The 19,660-nt window shown below is 71.6% G+C and carries 20 protein-coding genes; 5 read left to right on the top strand and 15 right to left on the bottom strand.

Annotation, left to right across the window (positions count from 1 at the left end):
* On the bottom strand, nucleotides 1-863 hold an 863-nt coding region (locus tag WML84_RS05125; RefSeq protein WP_347345065.1), incomplete at its 3' end, for an EamA family transporter.
* Complete coding sequence (locus tag WML84_RS05120) at nucleotides 860-2,143, bottom strand: serine hydrolase domain-containing protein (protein WP_347345064.1); 1,284 nt, start codon at nucleotides 2,141-2,143, stop codon at nucleotides 860-862. The genes WML84_RS05125 and WML84_RS05120, both read right to left, overlap by 4 nt.
* Nucleotides 2,144-2,227: 84 nt before the next feature.
* Here WML84_RS05120 and WML84_RS05115 point away from each other — a divergent pair, with 84 nt between their 5' ends.
* Both WML84_RS05115 and WML84_RS05110 read left to right on the top strand, forming a co-directional pair.
* On the top strand, nucleotides 2,228-2,539 hold the full coding sequence (locus tag WML84_RS05115) for a DUF2470 domain-containing protein (protein ID WP_347345063.1): 312 nt from the start codon (nucleotides 2,228-2,230) through the stop codon (nucleotides 2,537-2,539).
* 42 nt (nucleotides 2,540-2,581) lie between these two features.
* Nucleotides 2,582-3,235 carry a biliverdin-producing heme oxygenase gene (locus WML84_RS05110; protein WP_347345062.1) on the top strand — a complete coding sequence of 218 codons (654 nt, stop codon included), beginning with the start codon at nucleotides 2,582-2,584 and terminating at the stop codon, nucleotides 3,233-3,235.
* A 297-nt stretch (nucleotides 3,236-3,532) separates the two neighbouring features.
* Here WML84_RS05110 and WML84_RS05105 read toward each other — a convergent pair whose 3' ends face one another.
* Nucleotides 3,533-4,921 carry an AAA family ATPase gene (locus tag WML84_RS05105; RefSeq protein WP_347345066.1) on the bottom strand — a complete coding sequence of 463 codons (1,389 nt, stop codon included), beginning with the start codon at nucleotides 4,919-4,921 and terminating at the stop codon, nucleotides 3,533-3,535.
* Nucleotides 4,922-4,956: 35 nt separating this feature from the next.
* Here WML84_RS05105 and WML84_RS05100 point away from each other — a divergent pair, with 35 nt between their 5' ends.
* Nucleotides 4,957-6,105, top strand: coding sequence for a hypothetical protein (locus WML84_RS05100; protein ID WP_347345061.1), 1,149 nt, complete (start codon nucleotides 4,957-4,959; stop codon nucleotides 6,103-6,105).
* Between the two features lie 33 nt (nucleotides 6,106-6,138).
* On the opposite strand, the gene WML84_RS05095 is transcribed toward WML84_RS05100, so the two are convergent.
* The 4 genes from WML84_RS05095 to WML84_RS05080 form a co-directional block, all read right to left on the bottom strand.
* Nucleotides 6,139-8,115, bottom strand: coding sequence for a cytochrome c oxidase assembly protein (locus tag WML84_RS05095; protein WP_347345060.1), 1,977 nt, complete (start codon nucleotides 8,113-8,115; stop codon nucleotides 6,139-6,141).
* Nucleotides 8,116-8,289: 174 nt separating this feature from the next.
* Nucleotides 8,290-8,577: an HU family DNA-binding protein gene (locus WML84_RS05090; RefSeq protein ID WP_347345059.1), complete on the bottom strand. Its 288-nt coding sequence runs from the start codon at nucleotides 8,575-8,577 to the stop codon at nucleotides 8,290-8,292.
* Between the two features lie 199 nt (nucleotides 8,578-8,776).
* Nucleotides 8,777-10,120, bottom strand: a complete 1,344-nt coding sequence (locus tag WML84_RS05085) for an alpha/beta hydrolase fold domain-containing protein (protein WP_347345058.1) — start codon at nucleotides 10,118-10,120, stop codon at nucleotides 8,777-8,779.
* 106 nt (nucleotides 10,121-10,226) lie between these two features.
* Nucleotides 10,227-10,913, bottom strand: coding sequence for a TetR/AcrR family transcriptional regulator (locus WML84_RS05080; RefSeq protein WP_347345057.1), 687 nt, complete (start codon nucleotides 10,911-10,913; stop codon nucleotides 10,227-10,229).
* Nucleotides 10,914-11,076: 163 nt separating this feature from the next.
* Between WML84_RS05080 and WML84_RS05075 the strand changes: the two genes are divergently transcribed.
* The gene (locus WML84_RS05075) at nucleotides 11,077-11,895 is read left to right on the top strand and encodes an alpha/beta hydrolase (RefSeq protein ID WP_347345056.1); all 819 of its coding nucleotides are present in this window, start codon (nucleotides 11,077-11,079) and stop codon (nucleotides 11,893-11,895) included.
* A 317-nt stretch (nucleotides 11,896-12,212) separates the two neighbouring features.
* On the opposite strand, the gene rpsN is transcribed toward WML84_RS05075, so the two are convergent.
* The 8 genes from rpsN to WML84_RS05035 form a co-directional block, all read right to left on the bottom strand.
* The gene (rpsN, locus tag WML84_RS05070; RefSeq protein WP_347345055.1) at nucleotides 12,213-12,518 is read right to left on the bottom strand and encodes a 30S ribosomal protein S14; all 306 of its coding nucleotides are present in this window, start codon (nucleotides 12,516-12,518) and stop codon (nucleotides 12,213-12,215) included.
* A 4-nt stretch (nucleotides 12,519-12,522) separates the two neighbouring features.
* Entirely contained in the window at nucleotides 12,523-12,693 is a 171-nt protein-coding gene (gene rpmG / locus WML84_RS05065; protein WP_018173550.1) for a 50S ribosomal protein L33, read from the bottom strand.
* The gene (rpmB, locus tag WML84_RS05060) at nucleotides 12,693-12,929 is read right to left on the bottom strand and encodes a 50S ribosomal protein L28 (RefSeq protein WP_228179498.1); all 237 of its coding nucleotides are present in this window, start codon (nucleotides 12,927-12,929) and stop codon (nucleotides 12,693-12,695) included. The genes rpmG and rpmB overlap by 1 nt, the downstream gene beginning before the upstream one ends.
* A gap of 217 nt (nucleotides 12,930-13,146) precedes the next feature.
* The gene (locus WML84_RS05055; protein ID WP_347345054.1) at nucleotides 13,147-14,166 is read right to left on the bottom strand and encodes an aldo/keto reductase; all 1,020 of its coding nucleotides are present in this window, start codon (nucleotides 14,164-14,166) and stop codon (nucleotides 13,147-13,149) included.
* Complete coding sequence (locus WML84_RS05050; protein ID WP_347345053.1) at nucleotides 14,163-15,170, bottom strand: NAD-dependent epimerase/dehydratase family protein; 1,008 nt, start codon at nucleotides 15,168-15,170, stop codon at nucleotides 14,163-14,165. Before WML84_RS05050 ends, WML84_RS05055 begins: the two co-directional genes overlap by 4 nt.
* Nucleotides 15,167-16,057, bottom strand: a complete 891-nt coding sequence (locus tag WML84_RS05045) for a carbohydrate ABC transporter permease (RefSeq protein ID WP_347345052.1) — start codon at nucleotides 16,055-16,057, stop codon at nucleotides 15,167-15,169. The genes WML84_RS05050 and WML84_RS05045 overlap by 4 nt, the downstream gene beginning before the upstream one ends.
* Nucleotides 16,054-17,013: a sugar ABC transporter permease gene (locus WML84_RS05040; RefSeq protein ID WP_347345051.1), complete on the bottom strand. Its 960-nt coding sequence runs from the start codon at nucleotides 17,011-17,013 to the stop codon at nucleotides 16,054-16,056. The genes WML84_RS05045 and WML84_RS05040 overlap by 4 nt, the downstream gene beginning before the upstream one ends.
* 26 nt (nucleotides 17,014-17,039) lie before the next feature.
* Nucleotides 17,040-18,299 (bottom strand): ABC transporter substrate-binding protein, encoded by a 1,260-nt coding sequence (locus tag WML84_RS05035; RefSeq protein ID WP_347345050.1) that lies wholly within the window; start codon nucleotides 18,297-18,299, stop codon nucleotides 17,040-17,042.
* A gap of 275 nt (nucleotides 18,300-18,574) precedes the next feature.
* On the opposite strand from WML84_RS05035, the gene WML84_RS05030 reads away from it, so the two are divergent.
* Complete coding sequence (locus WML84_RS05030; protein WP_347345049.1) at nucleotides 18,575-19,564, top strand: LacI family DNA-binding transcriptional regulator; 990 nt, start codon at nucleotides 18,575-18,577, stop codon at nucleotides 19,562-19,564.
* The last annotated feature ends 96 nt before the right edge of the window (nucleotides 19,565-19,660 follow it).

Genomic DNA, 19,660 nt, shown 5'->3' with positions numbered 1-19,660 from the left:
ACGGCCTCGGCCACGGCCCGACGCCCGGCGCTCGCGACCGCGCCGGCGGACGCGCCGATGACGAGGACGATCCCGGCGACCTGAAGCCACGACAGCTGCTGTCCGAGCACGGCGAGACCGACGAGCGCGGCGATCGCCGGGCTCGCGCTCATGAGGATCCCGAAGACGGATGCCGAGATCCTCCGCAGCGCGATCAGTTCGAGCGCATACGGCAGGGCCGAGCTGAGGACGGCGACGGCCGCCCCGAGGGCCAGCACGTCGACGCGCACCAGCGCGCTCCCGGCGGTGGCGACGCCCAACGGCAGCGAGAGCACCGCCCCCACGGCCATCGCGAGGGCGAGCCCGTCGATGCGCTCGAACGTCCGGCCCACCCGTGCCGACGCCAGGATGTAGAGCGCCCACGTGAGCGCCGCGGCGAGCGCGAACACCACGCCGAGCGGATCGAGCGACTCCCATCCGCCGCCGCCCAGGGCCACCACCCCGCCGAGGGCGAGCACGGCCCACAGCCATGCCGACGCGCGGCGGCTGGCGACGATCGAGAGGACCAGCGGACCGAGCACCTCGATCGTGACCGCGACGCCGAGCGCCAGCCGCTCGATCGCCAGGTAGAAGAGGCTGTTCATAGCAGCCAGCACCACTCCGAACGCGAGCACGGCAGCCCAGTCGCGCCTCGTGCGCCCGCTCAGGCGCGGGCGCGCGATCGCGAGCAGCAGCACCGCCGAGAACACGAGGCGCAGCATCACCATGCCGAGCGGCCCGGTCTCGGGGAACACGCGCACCGCGATCGCGGCGCCGAGCTCCTGCCCGATCATGCCGGCGACGACGAGCGCGACGCCCGACGAGGCCGCGCCCCGCGCGATCACTGCTCGGGTTCGGCTTCGGGCTCCGCCTGCGGCAGCGGGCAGATGGCCGCCTGCTCGACCGCCGCGGCGTACTGCTCCGCGGTCCAGGGCAGGCCGCCCGCCGCCGAGTCGCCGTCGACCGGCACCTTCGACGCGAGGGCGGCGAGCTCCCACGCCAGTGAGAGGATCACACCGGCCTGCGCGGACGAGTTGTTGAGCACGACCGCCACGGTCGTGCCGGTGTTGCGGTCGGCGAACGCCGCCGTGAGGTAGCCCGGCACGGAGCCGAACTGGCCGACGAGCGACCCGGCCTGGTAGGCCCCGCCGGTCGCGGTGTACCACGACGGCGCATCGGCGTAGGCCGGCAGCGGCGACTTCCACCGCTTCGCGGAGTCGTACGAGCGGGCGCCCAGCGCCAGTGCCTGCGCGTAGCGGCCGAGGTCGTCGATGGTCGAGACGACGCCGGATGCCGTGTACCCGGCCGACGCGGACAGCACGCCGACCTCCACCGGTGCGGCGCAGTCGACGGCGCCCTCGGGCGTCGCTCCCACGCGCAGGCCGGTGAGCCGCGTGCCGCCGGCGCCCTTGGCCGACAGCGCCGTGGCGGACAGGCCCAGCGGCTCGAAGACGTAGTGGTCGTAGAGCTCCGCCGCGGTCTTGCCCGACGCGCGCTCCAGCGCCATGCCGAGGACCACGTACGCGGTGTCGGAGTCGCGGAAGACCGTGCCCGGCGCGCCGGGGAGCGTCGCGCCGAGCCCGTAGCTGGCGAGCTCGCGCGGGTTCCAGACGCGGTCGGGCTTCGCGAGCCAGCGCCCCTCGAGCTGCGGGGCGTACGAGCCGAGGCCGCTCGTGCCGTCGCACAGCTCGCCGAGGGTGATGCCCTTCGCATCCGGCAGCCCAGTCGTCCACGTCGTGACGCTGTCGCCGAGCGCGACGATGCCGTCGGCCACCATGCCGTGCAGCACGTCGCACGTCATCGACCGCGTCACGGCGGCGATCGGGAAGCTCATGTCGGCGGCGACCTCGGCGCCGCCCGGCCGGGTGACGCCGAGCGCCTGCACGGACGAGCCGACTCCCGGCACCCACACGCCGACGATGGCCCCGGTCGAGCCGGTCGCGGCCATCGCCCGCTCCACCGCGGCGTGGACGGACCCGACGACGCCCTCGGGAAGGGCGCCGTCGGCCTGCGCGGGCAGGTCGACCCGCACGGCGGGGACCGGCGCGCACGCGCTCACGGACAGCGCGAGCGCGACCGCCGCTCCGACGGCCGCGAGTCGCCGAACCACCGCTTCGCGCGACATCGCCATCCTCCCCTGATGAATCTCTCCAAGATTAGATCACACGGACCCGGGCTCCGATCCCACCGCCGCCCTATCGTGGGGGTCATGCCGCACATCTTCGACGACGACGCGCTCGCGGGCGTCCTCCGCCACATGAACGGCGATCACGCCGACGACAACCTGCTCATCGTGCGGGCGTTCGCGCCCGCTCTCGATGCGCGCTCGGCGACGATGACGACGTTCGACGGGGATGCCGGGGAGTGGGCGGCCGTGGCCTCGGACGGCTCGACGGAGCCGGTCCGCATCCCGTGGCCGGGCGGCCCGATCAGCGAGCGGCGCGACGTGCGCCGCGAGGTCGTCGCGCTCTACGACGAGGCCTGCGCGCGTCTGGGCGTCGCACCGCGTCCTCATGGGTGACCTTCAGCTTAGCTGTACCTAAGTCGCGCTAGAATCGCGGGCATGGACGCACCGATCCCGTTCTCCGCCGCCCTGCGCGAGCGCTCCAGCAGCGCCCATTCCGGCAGCGAGCACGCCGGCTTCATGGCGGACCTCATGAGCGGCAAGGGCACGCGCGACGACTACATCGCGCTCGTCGCGCAGCACTGGTTCATCTACGAGGCCCTCGAGGCGGCGGCCGAGCGCATGAAGGCCGACCCCGTGGCATCCCTCTTCATCAGCGACCGGCTCACGCGCCTGCCCGCGCTCGAGGCCGACCTCGAGTTCCTGATCGGGCCGGACTGGCGCGAGCGCATCGAGCCGCTGCCGACCACGAAGCGGTACGCCGACCGCATCCGCCAGGTCGGGGTCGCGTGGGCGGGCGGGTTCGTCGCGCACCACTACACGCGCTACCTCGGCGATCTCTCCGGCGGCGTCTTCATCGGACGCCTCATGGCGCGCCAGTTCGGCTTCGAGACCAACGGCATCGGCTTCTACCTCTTCCACGACATCGCCGACCCGAAGGCGTTCAAGGACGTGTACCGCGAGCAGCTCGACGCGGCGCCGTGGGATGCCGCGGAGCAGGAGCGCGTCATCGACGAGGTCCTCGCCGCGTATCGGTTCAACACCGACCTGTTCGCCGACCTCGCCGCCTCGAAGGCCGCCCGCGTCGCCTGACACCCGCGGGCCCCGTGCTCCCGGCCCGTGGCGCCCCGCCGGCGCCTTTCCCGCCCGGGTCACTGCCTGCCCCCGCGAGTCACTGCCTTTGCGCCCGAGTCACTGCCCTCCCGCCCAAGTCACTGCCTTCCCGCCCGAGTCACTACCCTCCCCGCGATTCACTGCGCTCCAGCACAGTGACTCGCACCGGGAGCAGTGAGCCGAGAGCACGAGCAGTGACCCGGAAAGGCCGACCCTGGGCAGGCCCGGGAACGCGGACCCGGCGGGCGAACCCCGGAAGCCGCCCGGAGGGCGGGCTCAGCCGCGAGCGGAGGCGCGCACGCCGGCCATGAACCGGCGGACGTCGGCGTCGACCAGGATGTCGCTCGGGCGCAGCGGCCGCGACAGGTAGAGCCCGTCCAGCGAGGTCAGCCGCGACAGCGCCACGTACGTCTGCCCCGGCGCGAAGGCGCCCGACCCGAGGTCGACGACGGCGCGCTCGTAGGTCTTGCCCTGCGACTTGTGGATCGTGACCGCCCACGCCAGCCGCAGCGGGAACTGCGTGAACTCGGCGACGATGTCGCGCGAGAGGCGCCGCGAGCCCTGGTCGTACGCGTAGCGGAACCTCTCCCACACGGCCGGCTCGACGTCGTGCTCGACGCCGTCGAGCTCGACCCGCACGGAGTCGCCCGCGATGCGTGTGACGGTGCCGATCGAGCCGTTCACCCAGCGCGGCCCGTCGCCGCCGTAGCCGCCGACGTCGTTGCGCAGGAACATCACCTGCGCACCGGCCTTCAGCTGCAGCTCGACGTCGGCGGGGTACGCGTCGCCGCGACCGAAGTCGCCGCTGACGGCGGCCTTCGCCGTCTGCACGGGGCCGGGCAGCGCGTCGAGGTGCCGCTGGTTGATGCGGGCGACGATGTCGTTGCGCGTGGCGAGCGTGATGATCGGCGCCTCGCCCTCCTGCGGTGCGGGCGGCCGGCGCGCGCCGGCGGTGTTGAGCGCCTGCGCCATGTCGGCGGTCACCACGCCGTGCCGCACGGCGTTGAGCATCGCCCGGAACGCGGGATCGGCCTGGCGGTGCATGTCGCGCAGCTCCGCGATGTGCAGGGGCGCCCCGACACGCCCCAGGTCGAGGAGGCCGTCGGTGCGGATCGCACCGCGCTCGACCGCGGGCCCCGCCCACACCTGGGCGTCGAAGAACCAGAAGGAGCGGTAGTGGTCGCGGATGTAGCGCAGCTCGTCGCCGCGCGGCGGCACCGGCGCGAGCTGGTACGGGTCGCCGAACATGACGACCTGCACGCCGCCGAACGGCTCGGCGCGGCGCCGGCGGGCCTGACGGAGGGCGCGGTCGACGGCATCCATGAGATCCGCGTTGACCATCGAGATCTCGTCGATCACGAGCGTGTCGATCGCGTTGAGGATGCGGCGCACGTTGTCGGGCAGCTCGAGGTCGCTGTCGGCGATGAGCCCGATCGGCAGGCGGAACAGCGAGTGGATCGTCTGGCCCTCGACGTTGAGCGCGGCGACGCCGGTGGGTGCGCACACCGCGATCTGCTTCGAGGTGTTCCAGGCCAGATGCTGCAGCAGCGTCGACTTGCCGGTGCCCGCCCGACCGGTGACGAAGACGTGGTCGCGGCCGCCCTCGATCAGCGCGAACAGCTCCTGCTGCTCGGCGGACAGCGGCGGAGTGCTCACCGGCTCCATGGTAGCCACCGGTCAGGCTTCCTAGACTGGGCACCGTGGAGCGTGTGGACGGGCAAGCGCGGGCGGATGCCGCCGACTCGACCGACACGGGCGCCACCACGATCCCCTACTCGTCCTATTCGCCCGTGAGCGCGACGAGCTCGGCGCCGGTGTCGGCGGCATCCCGCCGCCGCGGTCTCGCGTTCGACCTCGTCGCCCTCGGCGTCGTCGGCGCGCTGCTGATCGCCGCCCTCACGGCGGGCGGCGTCACGGTCTACGACAAGCTGTACAGCCCGGCCGCGTTCGTGACCCGGTACCTCGACCTCCTCGGCCAGGGGCGCGCGGCCGACGCGCTCGCGCTTCCCGGGGTGTCGGTCGACTCGGCGGGCTCCGACCTTCCCGCGGAGGCGGGCGAGGCGCTGCTGCGTCGGGAGGCGCTCGCCCCGCTCCGCGACATCCGCGTGGTCGGCGTCGAGGAGCAGGGCCCGCTGACGCTCGTCACGATGGCCTACTCGGCCGGCCCGCATCGCGGCGCGACGACGTTCCAGGTCGAGTCGAACGGCCGGATCGGCATCGCACCCGCCTGGCGCTTCGCGCAGAGTCCGCTCGCTCTCGTCGACCTCACGGTCGAGGGCTCGCGACAGTTCGAGGTGAACGGCTTCGAGCTCGACACCCGGCAGGTCTCGGCCGAGGGCGTGGAGCTGGACCCGAGGGCATCCGTGCCCCTGCTGGTCTTCGCACCGGGACTGTACTCGGTGTCGGTCGACACGCCCGTCGCGACGAGCACGGGCGTCGCGGTGCTCGCCGACACGCCGCAGGCGCGCACCGCGGTGTCGGTGCTCGCGCAGCCCACCGAGGAGTTCATCGAGGTCGTCGAGAAGCACGTGGGCGACTTCCTGAGCTCGTGCGCGACGCAGCAGGTGCTGCAGCCGACCGGATGCCCGTTCGGCTTCGTCGTGCACAACCGCATCATGGACGAGCCGACCTGGTCGATCGTGTCGCAGCCGACGATCGAGCTCGAGCCGGACGGCGCCGACTGGGCGATCCCGCGCACCGAGGCGGTCGCGCACATCCAGGTCGACATCCGCTCGCTGTTCGACGGCTCGGTGCGGCACGTCGACGAGGACGTCCCGTTCGCCTTCACCGGCACGATCGAGATCCAGCCCGACGGCGCCGCCGCGATCGAGATCGCCGCCGCCGACTGATCCTGCCGGTCCCGTGTCGTGCGGGCGCGCGCGTCAGAGACCGGCGCGGGCGTCGCGCTCGGCGAGCGCGGCGAGGCGGGCGTTGTAGGCCGCGAGCTCCTCGTCGCCGGTGCGGTCGGCGTGACGGTCCTGGCGACGCTGCTGGCGCTCGTCCGATCGACTCCACTGCACCGCGACCACGATCGCGAGGATGAGCGTCGGCACCTCGCCGATCGACCACGCGACGCCGCCACCGCTGTACTGGTCCTCGAGCGGCGGCATCCCCCACGTGCGACCCATCGACCCGAACCACTCGGCGACCATCAGGCCCGACTGCATCATGATCGACATGCCGAAGAAGGCATGGATCGCCATCACGGCGATGAGGATCAGGAGTCGGAACGGATACGGGTACCGGTACGGCACCGGATCTATGCCGATGAGGGAAAGCACGAACAGATAGCCGGTGATGAGGAAGTGGACGACCATCCACTCGTGCCCGAGATGGTCGTACAGCGACCAGCGCAGCAGCTCGGTGTAGTAGAAGACCCAGAGCGAGCCGATGAAGAGCACGGCGGCGACCGCGGGATGCGTGATCACGCGCGAGAACGGCGAGTGCACCGCCCACAGGATCCATTCGCGTCCGCCGCGCGTGCCGTCGTCGCGCTTGCGGAGCGCACGCGCCGCGAGCGTCACCGGCGCGCCCGGCACGAGGCATACCGGGATCGCCATGGTCAGCATCATGTGCCCGATCATGTGCACGCTGAACAGGTAGTCCTGGTACGCGTTGATCGGGCCGCACGTCACCCAGACCAGCAGGAGCATGCCGGTCACCCACAGCACCGTGCGGTACACCGGCCAGCGGTCGCCGCGGCGGTGCAGCCGCCAGACGCCGGCGAGGTAGAAGAAGAGCCCGAACCCGGCGGCGAACGCCCACAGCAGGTCGACGTCCCACGCGGTGAACCACCGCTCGATCGTCAGCTCGGGCGGCAGCGGCGATCCGGTGAGCAGCTCCGCCGGCGTGAGGTCGCCGGGGAGCGCCGTGTCGACCGGCGGCGGCGTGCGCGACAGCGCGACCGCGGCACCGCTGGCGACGCCCATGAACGCGAGCTCCAGCGCGATGAGGCTCCAGAACCGGCGGGATGCCGTGTCGGACTCCATGCGCCCGATGAGACGCCGCCGGTACCAGGCGCCGAGGACGCCGATCGACAGCAGCGCGGCGACCTTCACGATGAGGAGCACGCCGTAGGGCGAGGCGAGGTTCTCCCACGAGACCACCCCGATGACGGCGCGCGCGACGCCCGACAGCGCCACGACGACGAACGCGACCAGCGCGATGCTCGAGTACCGGCCGAGCACGGCGGCGATCTCACGCCGGTCGAGGAGCGGACGGACGACGACCAGCAGCAGGAGGCCGCCGAGCCACACCGCGGCGGCGACGATGTGCAGCGTGAGCGCGGTGACCGCGGTGTTGTGGTTCGCCTCCTCGCCGGAGTGCCCCTGCGTCGCCATGGGCACGAGGGCGGCGAGCGCGAGGACGCCGACGAGCAGGGTGGACGTCCAGCCGCGCACGGCGAAGGTCAGGATCGTCAGCACCGCGCCGGCGATGGTCGTGAGCAGCCACGCGCGCCCCGGCTCGGTCTCGACGAGGAAGCGGCCGAGCTGCTGCCCGAACCGCGCGTCGGCGCTGACCTGCGCGTTGAAGATGCTGAGGAACGTGAGGAAGCCGGTCGCGGCGCTCGAGACGGTGAAGACCGCCGCCGAGACGGATGCCGTGTCCAGCGCCGTGTCGAAGGGCCGCTCCCCCGCGCGCAACGCGAACAGCGCCACGACGAGCGCCCCGGCCATGCCGGCCGCAGACAGGTTGACGACCAGCCGCACGATCGGCAGGCCCCAGCGCACGATCGGCCCGGCGTCGCCGATCAGCAGCGGCGCGGCGCCGCCGCCGAACGCGAGCCCCCAGACGAGCACCGCGAGCGCCGTCGCGGCGAGGATCGCCGGTCCGGCGAGCCGGAGCGCGCGCGAGTTCACCCGTCAAGCCTACGCGCGGCGCCGACGACGGCCGTCGATGGCCCGGACCGGCGGCCTGCCGCTCGGCGGCGGGCCGCCGGAGCCGAGCCCGGAACCCCGTTCCCGGACGCCGTCCGGGAACGCGGAAGGGGGATGCCTCACGGCATCCCCCTTCCGGACTTCTCGTGGGAGCGCTTACTTGACCGCAGCCTTGAGCTTCGAGCCGGCGGTCACCTTGACGCGCTTGCCCGCGGCGATCTGGATCTCCTCGCCGGTCTGCGGGTTGCGGCCGGTGCGGGCCGCGGTGTCGACCTGCTCGAAGGCGATCCAGCCCGGGATCGAGACCTTGTTGCCCTTGGCCACGGCCTCGGAGACGGAGGCGAAGAGCGCGTCGAGCACACCGGAGACGGTGGCCTGGCTCTGGCCGGTGGCGCTGGCGATGCTCGCGACGAGCTCGGTCTTGGTGATGGACTTGTCAGCCATAGGGGTTTGTCCTCCAGACGGCGACGCCGTCAGTTGCACGGCCCGGACGGCTGCTACCGCCGGGTGGTCTGGTCGACCTCCGCCGAATATACCTATGATCCGCGTGATTCCGCGGATTTCCGGGCATCCGACGTCATCTTCTCGGGCTTTTCCTGTGACTGATGTGACAGAAGTGACGGGTGAGACGGATGCCATCGTGTCAGCGATGCAGCCGTCGCAGCGCCGACACGATGTCGGCCTCCCAGCGGCGGGCGGAGTCGAGCACTCCGGTGAACATCGGGATGTCGTGCGTGACGCCGAGGTAGCGCACGGCGCTCGCCTCGACCCCCGCGTCGCGCAGCGCGGCGGCGTAGGCGGCTCCGTCGCCGCGCAGCGGATCGTACTCGGCCGTGAGGATCACCGCGGGCGGCAGGCCCGCGTGCGAGGTCGCGCGCAGCGGAGACGCGTACGGCTCGCGCGCGCGAGCGGCCTCGGGGATGTACGTGCGCGCGATCGAGCGCATCTCCGCCCATGCCAGCGGCGAGGGGATGCCCAGCGACCACGGCACTCCCATGTCGACATGGCCGCCGGTGAGGTCGGTCACCGGCACCTCGAGCACCTGGAGCCGGACGGGCAGCCGGGCGCGGTCGCGGTTGACGAGGGTCACGGCCGCGGCGATGCAGCCTCCCGCCGAGGTGCCCAGGACCCCGATGCGCCCGGGATCGAGCCCCAGCTCCGTCGCGTGCTCGAAGACCCACGTCAGGGCGGCATGGCCCTGCTCCACCTGGGTCGGATAGCGGTGCTCGGGCGCCAGCGCGTAGTCGACCGCGACCATGGCCACGCCCGAGGCGTGCGCACGGCGGCGGTTCGCGGCATCCGTCGTCGGGTAGTCGATGCCGCCGATCCGGAACGCACCGCCGAAGAACGCGACGCACGCCGGCAGGAGCGTCGTGCCGCTGTCGGCGGGCACGTCACCGGAGCCGGCCTGGTCGCCGGTCCGGGAGCCGGTCGGCGCGTCACCGGAGCCGGCCTGGTCGCCGGTCCGGGAGCCGGTCGGCGCGTCACCGGAGCCGGCCTGGTCGCGCGGCTCGGATGCCGGGGGCACGTCGGGATAGTAGATGCGCACGCGCACGTCGGGACAGCCGCCCACCGCGACGGTGTGCTCGACCGTGCGCAGCCTCGGCCCCGGCGTGCCGACCTCCTTGAGCTCTTTGCGGTCCCACGCGATCGCCGCGCGACGCTTCCGCTCCCGCGTCATGGGCTGCTTGGGAGGCCGGCCGGCGGGCTCGGGTCGAGCCCTCCTCGCGGGCCCGACCTTCGCCGGGACGTCGGCGGCCCGGTCCGACGCGGGCGCCGCATCCGGCCCCGACGAGAATGGCTCGGCGACCGCGCCGGCCATCACGGCGGCATCGTCGCGGGCCGCGGGAGCCGTCGGCGCCTCGCCGCGCGCCGGGAACGACAGCCACGGCCAGCCCAGCAGGTGCTTCAGGTCGCCGAAGGCCTTGCGGACCATGTACCGACGGTGCACGCGCAGCCGTTCCGCGAAGAAGGGGTCCAGTGGCATCCGCTCACCTCCGGTCGGCGCCTCGCGCTCATCGCGGAGGCCGGGCGCCTCCCATCGTGCCACGGCGCCGCAGGCCGCAGGCCGACGCGCGGGCGCCGCGACCGGCCTATCGGCGGTGCGCGGCGATCAGCTCGCGCGCCGTGCGGGCGAACGCGGGCGCGACGAGCTCGCGCCCGTCGAGGTAGCCGCCGACCATCGCGGCGTCGCGCAGCAGCACGAGGCCCGCGGCGACGTCATCCGGATCGTCGACGCCCGCGCCCTCGGCGAGCACGCGCAGCGTCTCGCGGAACCACGCGCGATGCGCGGCGATCAGCTCGCGCACCGGCCCCTGGTCGGGGTACTCGGCGGCCGCGTTGATGAACGGGCATCCCCGCGTGTGGCGGGTGCGGATGTCGGCGGCGACCCCGTCGACGACGAGGTCGAGCAGCACCGACGGATCGGCGGTCGCTGCCCCGGCGGCGTCGAAGAGCGAGCGGATGCCGGCATCCTCCCCGCGCAGATATTCCAGGACGAGGTCCTCTTTGCCTGCGAAGTGCCGGTACATCGTGGCGCGGGTCACGCCGGCCGTGTCGATCACGCGATCCACGCCGACCGAGTGGATGCCTTCGCGGTAGAACAGCGCGGTGGCCGCAGCCAGCAGCCGGTCGCGGGCGCTCTGCCCCGAGTCCGCGATCGACGCCGCGGCCGTCGTGGGCGACGCCGCCGCGTCGCGCCGCGTCGCGCCCGGCCCCGCGGCCTCGAGCCGTGCGCCGTCGTGCGCGCCGGCCCCCGACGCGGTCATGTCGCTGCTCATCGTCGTCCCCTCGGCATCCATCGTGCCATCCGCGTGAAAAGAATCTCGTCCACTCCGGAATATCATGAGAGATAGAACGTTCGGTCTACTAGATGGATTCCCAAGCACGGGAACCCGGAACCGCTCCCCAGAGCGACCGCACCTCACCGACAGGAGAACTGACATGGACACCACCGCCAAGGCCCCGATCGTCCTCATCCACGGCCTCTGGATGACCCCGAAGAGCTGGGACACGTGGGCCGCGCGCTTCCGCGCCGCCGGCCACGACGTGATCGTCCCGGGCTGGCCCGGCATCGACGACCGTTCGGTGGCGGACGTCCGCCGCGACCCCGATCCCCTCAAGGGCATCGGTCTCAAGCAGATCGCCGACCACTACGAGCGCATCATCCGCGCCCTCCCGGCCAAGCCGATCATCATGGGCCACTCCTTCGGCGGCGTGATCACCCAGATGCTCGCCGACCGGGGCCTCGGCGTCGCCTACGTCGGCGTCGCACCCGGCCAGACCGCCGGCGTCACGGCGCTGCCGCTCTCGACGCTGTGGACCGGCACGCCCATCCTGTCGAACCCGTTCGCCCGCAACGGCGCGAAGCCGCTGTCGAAGCGCCACTTCCACTTCACGTTCGGCAACGACCTCGACCGTGCGGCATCCGACCGGCTGTGGGAGGAGTACGCGGTCCCGTCGTACAACCGGGTCTTCTTCGAGGGCGTGCTGTCGGTGCTCGACGAGAAGGGCGGCGTGACGCACGTCGACTACGGCCGCCCCGACCGCGCGCCGCTGCTCGTCGTCACGGGCGAGATCGACCACGTCGTGCCGCCCGCCATCGGCGAGGCGATCGTGAAGAAGTACCGCGCCTCCGGCGGCCCCGCCGTCGTGGAGTACAAGACCTACGCGGGCCGCACGCACCGCCTCGTCAGCCAGGACGGCTGGGAGGAGATCGCCGACGACGCCCTCGCCTGGGCGACCTCGCACGCCACGCCCTGACCCCGGCCCGCCCGACTCCCGGCATCCCCCGCCCCCCGCCCCTCGCCCCTCGCCCCTCACCCGCGAGAGTGCATTGGTGCACCGAGACTGCATGCTCAGCACGCATTCTCGGTGCACAGTTGCACTCTCGCGGTCGAGAGGTCGCGCGGTCGGGCGGTCGGGAGGTCGGGCGGTCGGGCGGTCGGGAGGTCGGGAGGTCGGCGCGGGTCGGGAGGCGGGCGCGGGCACGGGAGGGCGGGCGGATGCCGCATCCCAGACGCACGGAAGGCCCGGGGCTCCGAGGAGCACCGGGCCTTCCGACGCGTGGGCGTCGCGGCTTACCAGCTCGACTTGGTCACGCCGGGGAGCTCCCCGCGGTGGGCCATGTCGCGGAAGCGGACGCGCGAGACGCCGAACTTCGACAGGACGCCGCGCGGGCGGCCGTCGATGACGTCGCGGCTGCGCAGGCGCACCGGCGAGGCGTTGCGGGGCAGCTTCTGCAGGCCGACACGGGCGGCCTCGCGCTGCTCGTCGGTCGACGCGGGGTCGACCAGGGCCTTCTTCAGCTCGGCGCGCTTGGCGGCGTAGCGGTCCACGACCTCCTGGCGCTGCTGGTTGCGCGCGATCTTGCTCTTCTTCGCCATGTGATCAGCGCTCCTCTCGGAAGTCGACGTGCTTGCGGATGACCGGGTCGTACTTCTTGAGCACGATGCGGTCGGGGTTGTTGCGGCGGTTCTTGCGCGTCACGTAGGTGTACCCGGTGCCGGCGGTCGAACGCAGCTTGATGATCGGACGGACGTCCTGTGCCTTCTTGGCCATCAGAGCTTCACACCCTTCGCGATGAGGTCCTTCACGACCGACTCGATGCCGCGGGCGTCGATGACCTTGATGCCCTTGGCCGAGACGTTCAGCGTGACCTTACGGCCGAGCGAAGGAACGTAGTAGGTCTTCTTCTGCACGTTCGGGTCGAAGCGGCGCTTCGTCCGGCGGTGCGAGTGCGAGATGTTGTGACCGAAGCCGGGAACCGCTCCGGTCACCTGGCACACTGCTGCCATGGTGGTGTCTCCTTAATACCGTGGAGCCGGACGGCCCCACCCAAGATCCCTTGTCTGCGCCCACGGCTCGTCCGGCCGTTTCCGGCCCGCGAGGAGGGAGTGGGTGCGAACTGCGTGCTGGAGTGCGCGCAGACGAAGAGCCAGTCTAGCACGGACCGCATTCCCACCCGGATGCCTCGGCCGGCCCCTCCTGCGCCGCCACCCGCGCGCGTCGCGATCAGTCGATCACGCGGCTGCGCTGCTCCCGACCGGCGGCGCCGTACGGCCACGGCGAGGGCTCCGGATCGCTGGCCGCGTCCAGCGCGGCGAGCTCTTCCGCCGTGAGGCGGATGCCGTTGCCGGCGAGGTTGTCCTCGAGCTGACGCACCGTCCGTGCGCCCAGGATGATCGAGGTGACCGCGGGCTGAGCGTCGAGCCACGCGAGCGCGACGCCCGCCAGGGCTCCTCCGTGCGCGTCCGCGACGCGACGCAGCTCGTCGAGCACGCGCCACGTCCGCTCCTGCGCGGAACGCGACGAGTACGCCTCCACGCCGCGCTCGGGGTCCTCGCCGAGTCTGGTCGCGCCCACCGGTCGCTCGGAGCGCGAGTACTTGCCGGTCAGCCATCCGCCGCCGAGCGGCGACCACGGCAGCACTCCGAGCCCGTTCGCGACGCACGCGGGCAGGATCTCCCACTCGACCTCGCGCGCGAGCAGGTTGTACTGCGGCTGCATCGAGATCAGCGGGAAGCGCCCGCGGACGGATGCCGCGGCCTGGGCGATCTGCCAGCCGGTGAAGTTCGACAGCCCCGCGTACGAGACCTTGCCCGAGCGCACGGCATCCTCCAGGAAACCGAGCGTCTCCTCCAGCGGAGTGACCGGGTCCCACGCGTGCACCTGATAGAGATCCAGGTGCTCGACGCCGAGCCGTCGCAGCGACGCGTCGAGCGCGCGACGCAGGTGCCGGCGGGAGAGACCGGCGTCCCGCGGCTCCACGCCGACCGGGAAACGCCCCTTGCCCGCCAGGAACAGCCGGTCGCGCGCGGCGACGCCCTGCGCCGACAGCCACGCGCCGACGATCTCCTCGGAGCGGCCGCCGCTGTAGACGTCCGCGGTCTCGACGAGCGTGCCGCCCGCCGCCGTGTAGGCCTCCAGCTGGGCGTGCGCCTCGTCGGGCGAGGTCTCGGCGCCGAAGGTCATGGTGCCGAGCGCCAGGTTCGAGACGACCGCGCCGGAGCGGCCGAGCGTCGCATACCTCATGCGGTCAGCCCCCGGGGACGGTAGGCGGCCACGAGGGCGTCCATGAGGCGGTCGTGGTGCGAGTCGACCACCTGCGCCTCGGGGTGGGCGTCGTGCCACGCGAGGATCTCCTCCGCACCGCGCGCGAACGGCACCGTGGTGCGGAACTCGGGCACGAGCCGCGAGATCTTGCTGTTGTCGAAGACCATCGAGTTGGCCTTGTCGCCCAGGAGCGCCGCCCCCCACTCGGCGTCGACGGCGGCGACGGCGTCCGACGGCACGTGCACGAGGTCGGGCTCCGTGACGCCCGCGGCCCGTGCGATCTGCGTGTAGATCTCGTTCCACGTGGGCGACTCCGAGCCGGTGATGTGGAACGCCTCGCCGAGCGCCTCGGCACGGCCGAAGAGGCCGACGAAGCCGCGCGCGAAGTCGGTGTGGTGCGTGATCGTCCACAGCGACGTGCCGTCGCCGGGGACGACGACGCCCTTGCCGGCGCGCATGCGTTCGATGACGGTCCAGCCGCCGTCGAACGGCGGCATCGTCGGGTCGTACGTGTGCGACGGCCGCACGATCGTCACTGGGAAGCCCGTCTCGCGGTAGGCCGCCGTCAGCGCGTCCTCGCAGGCGATCTTGTTGCGCGAGTACTCCCAATAGGGGTTGCGCAGGGGCGTCGACTCGGTGACCGGCAGGTGCGTCGGCGGGGTCTGGTACGCCGAGGCGGAGCTCACGAAGACGTACTGCCGCGTCCGTCCGGAGAACAGGCGCAGGTCGGTCGCGACGTGCTCGGGCACGAAGGCGAGGAACTCGGCGACCACGTCGAAGTCGAGGTCTGCGAGGGCGGCACGCGCGGCATCCTCGTCGCGGATGTCGCCGATGTGCACGATCGCGCCCTCCGGGACGGGCCGGATGCCGGACGCGCCGCGGTTGAGCAGGTGCACCTCGTGCCCCTGCGCGAGCGCCTCGGCGACGCACGCCGTGCTGATGATGCCGGTGCCCCCGACGAACAGGACGCGCAATGGTCTCACTTGACTCCTCCCGCGGTCAGACCGCTGATGATTCTGCGTTGGAACAGCAGCACGAGCACGATGAGCGGCACGGTGACGATGACGCCGGCCGCCATCTGCGTGCCGTACGGGGTGTCGTACTGCGAGATGCCGGAGAACTGGGCGATCGCGACCGTGACCGGCTGCGAGGCGGGCGTCTGCGACATGGAATTGGCGATCATGAACTCGTTCCAGGCCGAGATGAACACGAGGATCGCGGTCGTGAAGACCCCCGGCACGGCAAGGGGAAGTATGACACGACGGAACGCCTGGCCGCGCGTGCAGCCGTCGACGCGTGCGGCCTGCTCCAGCTCCCACGGCATGGCCTTGAAGAAGCTGGTCAGGATCCACACCCCCAGCGGCAGCGAGAAGCTGATGTCCGGGATGATCATCGCCTGATAGGTGTCGATCCACCCCCAGTCGGCGAACAGCTGGAACAGCGGCGTGAGGATCGCGACGCCGGGGAACATCGAGGTGGCGAGGAACATCCCGAGCACGAGGCTCTTGCCGCGGAACTGCAGGCGCGCGATCGCGTACGCGGCGAAGACGCCGAACACGAGGGCGAGCACCATGACGCTCCCCGCGATGATCACGCTGTTGCGGAGCGCGAAGACGAACGTGTTCTGGGCGCCGAACACCGCCTCGTAGTTCATCAGCGTGGGGTTCAGCGGGATGAGCGAGTTGTCGAAGATGGCGCGCGGGTCCTTCAGGCTCGACACGACCATCCAGTAGAACGGCGCGAGGCAGAAGACGGCGATCGCGACGATCCCGACGTAGAGCCCGAAAGCGCCCCCGCGGAAGCGGCGATGCGCGGGCGGCGCCTGCGTCGCGGCCTTCTCGCGTGCGTCTGCTGCGGTCACGGCGGTCATCGTGTCGTCTCCTTCTTCTGCTTTCTCGCCGTGCGGCCGGACTCCCCGGCGTCGACGGCGTTGACGCCCAGCGCCCGGACGAACACGAACGCCGTCAGGAAGATGAGCAGGAACGTGATGGTCGCGAGCGCGCCGCCGTACCCCGGCTTCAACTGGCTCAGCGTGGACTGGACCACGAGGATCGACAGGGTGGTGGTCCCGTTGGCTCCGCCGGTGAGGATCCAGGGCAGGTCGTACATGCGGAGCGCGTCGAGCAGCCGGAAGAGCACGGCGACCAGGAGCGCGGGCTTGACGAGGGGCATCGTGATCAGCCAGAAGCGCTGCCACGCCCCTGCGCCGTCGATCTTCGCGGCCTCGTAGACCTCCTCGGGGATCACCTGGAGGCCCGCGAGGATCAGGAGCGCGATGAACGGCGCCGTCTTCCACGTGTCGGCGACGACGACCGCCACGAACGAGGGCAGCTCCGACCCGGTCCACACGATCTGTTGCCCGAGGAGCGCGTTGACGATGCCGGACGGGTCGAACGACCACTTCCACAGCACCGCCGCCACCGCTGTGGGGATCGCCCACGGGACGAGCACGCTGGCGCGCAGGATGCCGCGACCCTTGAACGCGCGATTCATGATGAGCGCCATCGCGAGGCCCAGCAGGGTCTCGAGGACGATGGTGACGGCGGAGATCAGATAGGTGAACCCGGTCGCTCCCCAGAACTCGGTGGCGCCGACGCCCCACAGCGCGCTGGCGTAGTTGTCGAGCCCGACGAAGGGCACGTCGCCGATCCCGTCGCCGAACAGCGAGCGGACGAGCGACGACGCGACCGGATAGCCGATGACCAGCGTCAGGATGACGATCGAGGGGACGATGAGCCAGAAGGCGAGCCCGCCGTCTCGCTCTCGGGCCTGCGCCGTCGACCGACGTCGTGCGGTCGTGGGCGCGGGTGCGGATGAGACAGACATGGCTCGCCTTCCGGGTGATCGACGGACTACTTGATGGCCTGCTCGAGGTCGGCCGCCATCTTGGTGATGGCCTCGTCGACGGTCAGCTGGCCCTGCAGGGCGGCGTAGCCGTTCTTCTGGATGGCGAGGCTCACCGCGTTGTAGTTCGGCGTCTGCGGCCGCGGCACGGCGGTCAGCTCCGACTCCTTGAGCGTCGGCAGGTAGGGCGACACGGCCACGAGGTCGGGGTCGGTGTAGAGGTCGGTGAGCACCGACGCCTGGTTCATGACGCTCACGAGCACGCGCTGCGCCTCCTCCGACTGCATCCACTCGACCCAGGCCTTCGCCGTCTCCTTGTTCTTGGAGAAGGCGTTGACGGCGAGGTCGATGCCGCCGAGCGACGAGACGCCGAGTCCGTCCTTGCCGGGCAGCTGTGCCATGCCGAACTTGCCCTTGATCGCCGAGTCGTCGGCGCTCGCGGCCGTGTAGACGTACGGCCAGTTGCGCAGGAACATGAGCTTGCCGTCGAGGAACGCGTTCGCGCTCTCCTGCTCCTTGTAGGTGATCGCGGCCTCGTTGATGTCGCCGTTCTGGAACATGTCGACGAGGTGCTGCAGGCCTTCGCGAGCCTCCGGCGAGTCGACGGTGACCTTCGTGCCGTCTTCGCTGAGGAACGTGCCGCCGGCCGAGTTGATCGCCTCGGCGACGTTCACGGTGAGGCCCTCGTACTGGGCGAACTGACCCGCGTAGCAGTCCATGGCGTTCGCCTTCGCGACCTCGCACGCCGCCTCGAGCTCGGCCCACGTCGTCGGCGGGGTGGGCACGAGGTCGGACCGGTAGTACAGCAGGCCGGCGTTGGTCATGAACGGCGCCCCGTACATCTCGCCGTCGTAGACGGCGGTCGCCTTCGCGGCCGGGATGACGGCGTCGCCGCCCACCTTGGCCTCGTCGAGGGGCTCCAGCCAGCCGCGGGCGGCGAACTCCGACGTCCAGACGACGTCCATCCAGATCACGTCGTACTTGCCGCTCTTGGCCTGGAAGTCCTGGATGAACGAGTTGCGCTGGTCGTCGGGCGATGCGGAGAGCTCGAGGAAGGTCACCTCCTGGTCGGGGTGCTTCTCGTTCCACATGTCGATGAGCTGCGGCATCGCGCCGGTGAGGTCCTTGCCCGACGCGAAGGTGATCGGGCCGGTCCCGCCCTCTTCGGTCGACCCCGACTGCGGCGCGCTGCCGCCGCTGCAGCCGGTGAGCAACGCGAATGCCGTCGCTGCGACGGCCCCTGTGACAAGCCACTTCTTCGTACGCACTGTCTCTCCTCTGAGATCTCGGTCGTCTCGCTGCCCGCGGCGATGCTCCGGCGGGCCGTCCGTGCCGGTGGCACGTCCTCGCTCAGCTTGCTGGGACCTCGGCCTCGCTGTCAAGTAACCGATTACTCACGATCGGGTAACGCTCGACGTGAACATATGATGATCGGCTTTTTATTCGCGAGCTTTCGAGAATCGGCGATGAGTAATCGCTTACTAGTTCGTCGTCGCGAGGCGAGCGCTAGGGTGTATCGTGCTGAGAGAGCGCAGGAGGACCGGTGGGCGTCACGGTGAAGGACATAGCCCGTGTCGCCGGCGTGTCCACGGCGACCGTGTCTCGCGCGCTGCGCGGTTTCGAGTCCGTCGCGCCCGAGATCCGCGATCACGTCCTGGAGGTCGCCCGTCGGCTCGACTACGTCGGGTCGCCGGCCGCTGCCGCCCTCTCGACCGGGCGCACCGGCAGCATCGGCATCATCACGCCGTTCGTCGACCGGCTGGCGTTCCAGCGCATGCTGACCGGCATCGAGCGCGAGCTGCGCGACACCCGCACGGACTTCCTGATCTACTGCACCGGCGACCCGAGCGATCCGCATCCGGTGCCGCCGCATCAGCGTCTGGCGCGTCGCGTCGACGGCTTCCTCGTCCTGTCGCTGAGCGCCGAGAGTCCCGACCTGGAGAAGATCCTCCAGCTGCGCATGCCCATCACGATGTTCGGATCACGGGGTCCGTGGACCTCGAGCGTGCAGATCGACGATCGCGGCGGCGCCGCCATCGCCACCGAGCACCTGATCTCGCGCGGGCATCGCCGGATCGCGGCGATCTACGGACGGGATGCCGAGAGCGCGGCCGTGCTCGAGCACGACCGGCACCTGGGATTCTGCGACGCGATGGACCGCGCCGGTCTCGAGCGCGACCCCCGGCTGCTGGTGCCGGGCGAGTACACGATGGCCGGCGGCGCCCGCGCGATGGCCCGGCTGCTGGACGTCGACGAGCCGCCGACCGCGGTCTTCGCCTTCTCGGACGAGATGGCCTACGGCGCGATCCGCGTCATGACCGAGCGCGGACTGCGGCCGGGGAGGGACGTCGCGATCATCGGCTACGACGGCCACGAGATGTCGGAGCTGCTCGACCTCAGCACGATCAGCGTGCCGTTCGAGGAGATCGGCGCGACGGCGGCCCGCAGCCTTCTCGAGGACATCCACGGTCGCACGCAGCGGCCCGGCACGACGATGCTGCCGACGCAGCTCATCGCGCGCGGCACGACCTGAGGCGCTCTCCGCGCGGTGCCGGCCGCGGGCGACTCCGCGTCCTGGCGCGCAGGCCCGGCTACGGCGCGAGGGGCCCGGCGCCGCGGCCCCAGCGGA

The organism is Microbacterium sp. (genome assembly GCF_039812165.1).
GTDB lineage: Bacteria > Actinomycetota > Actinomycetes > Actinomycetales > Microbacteriaceae > Microbacterium.
Note: the sequence above shows the minus strand (reverse complement) of the source record. Positions and strands in the feature narration are given on the sequence as shown.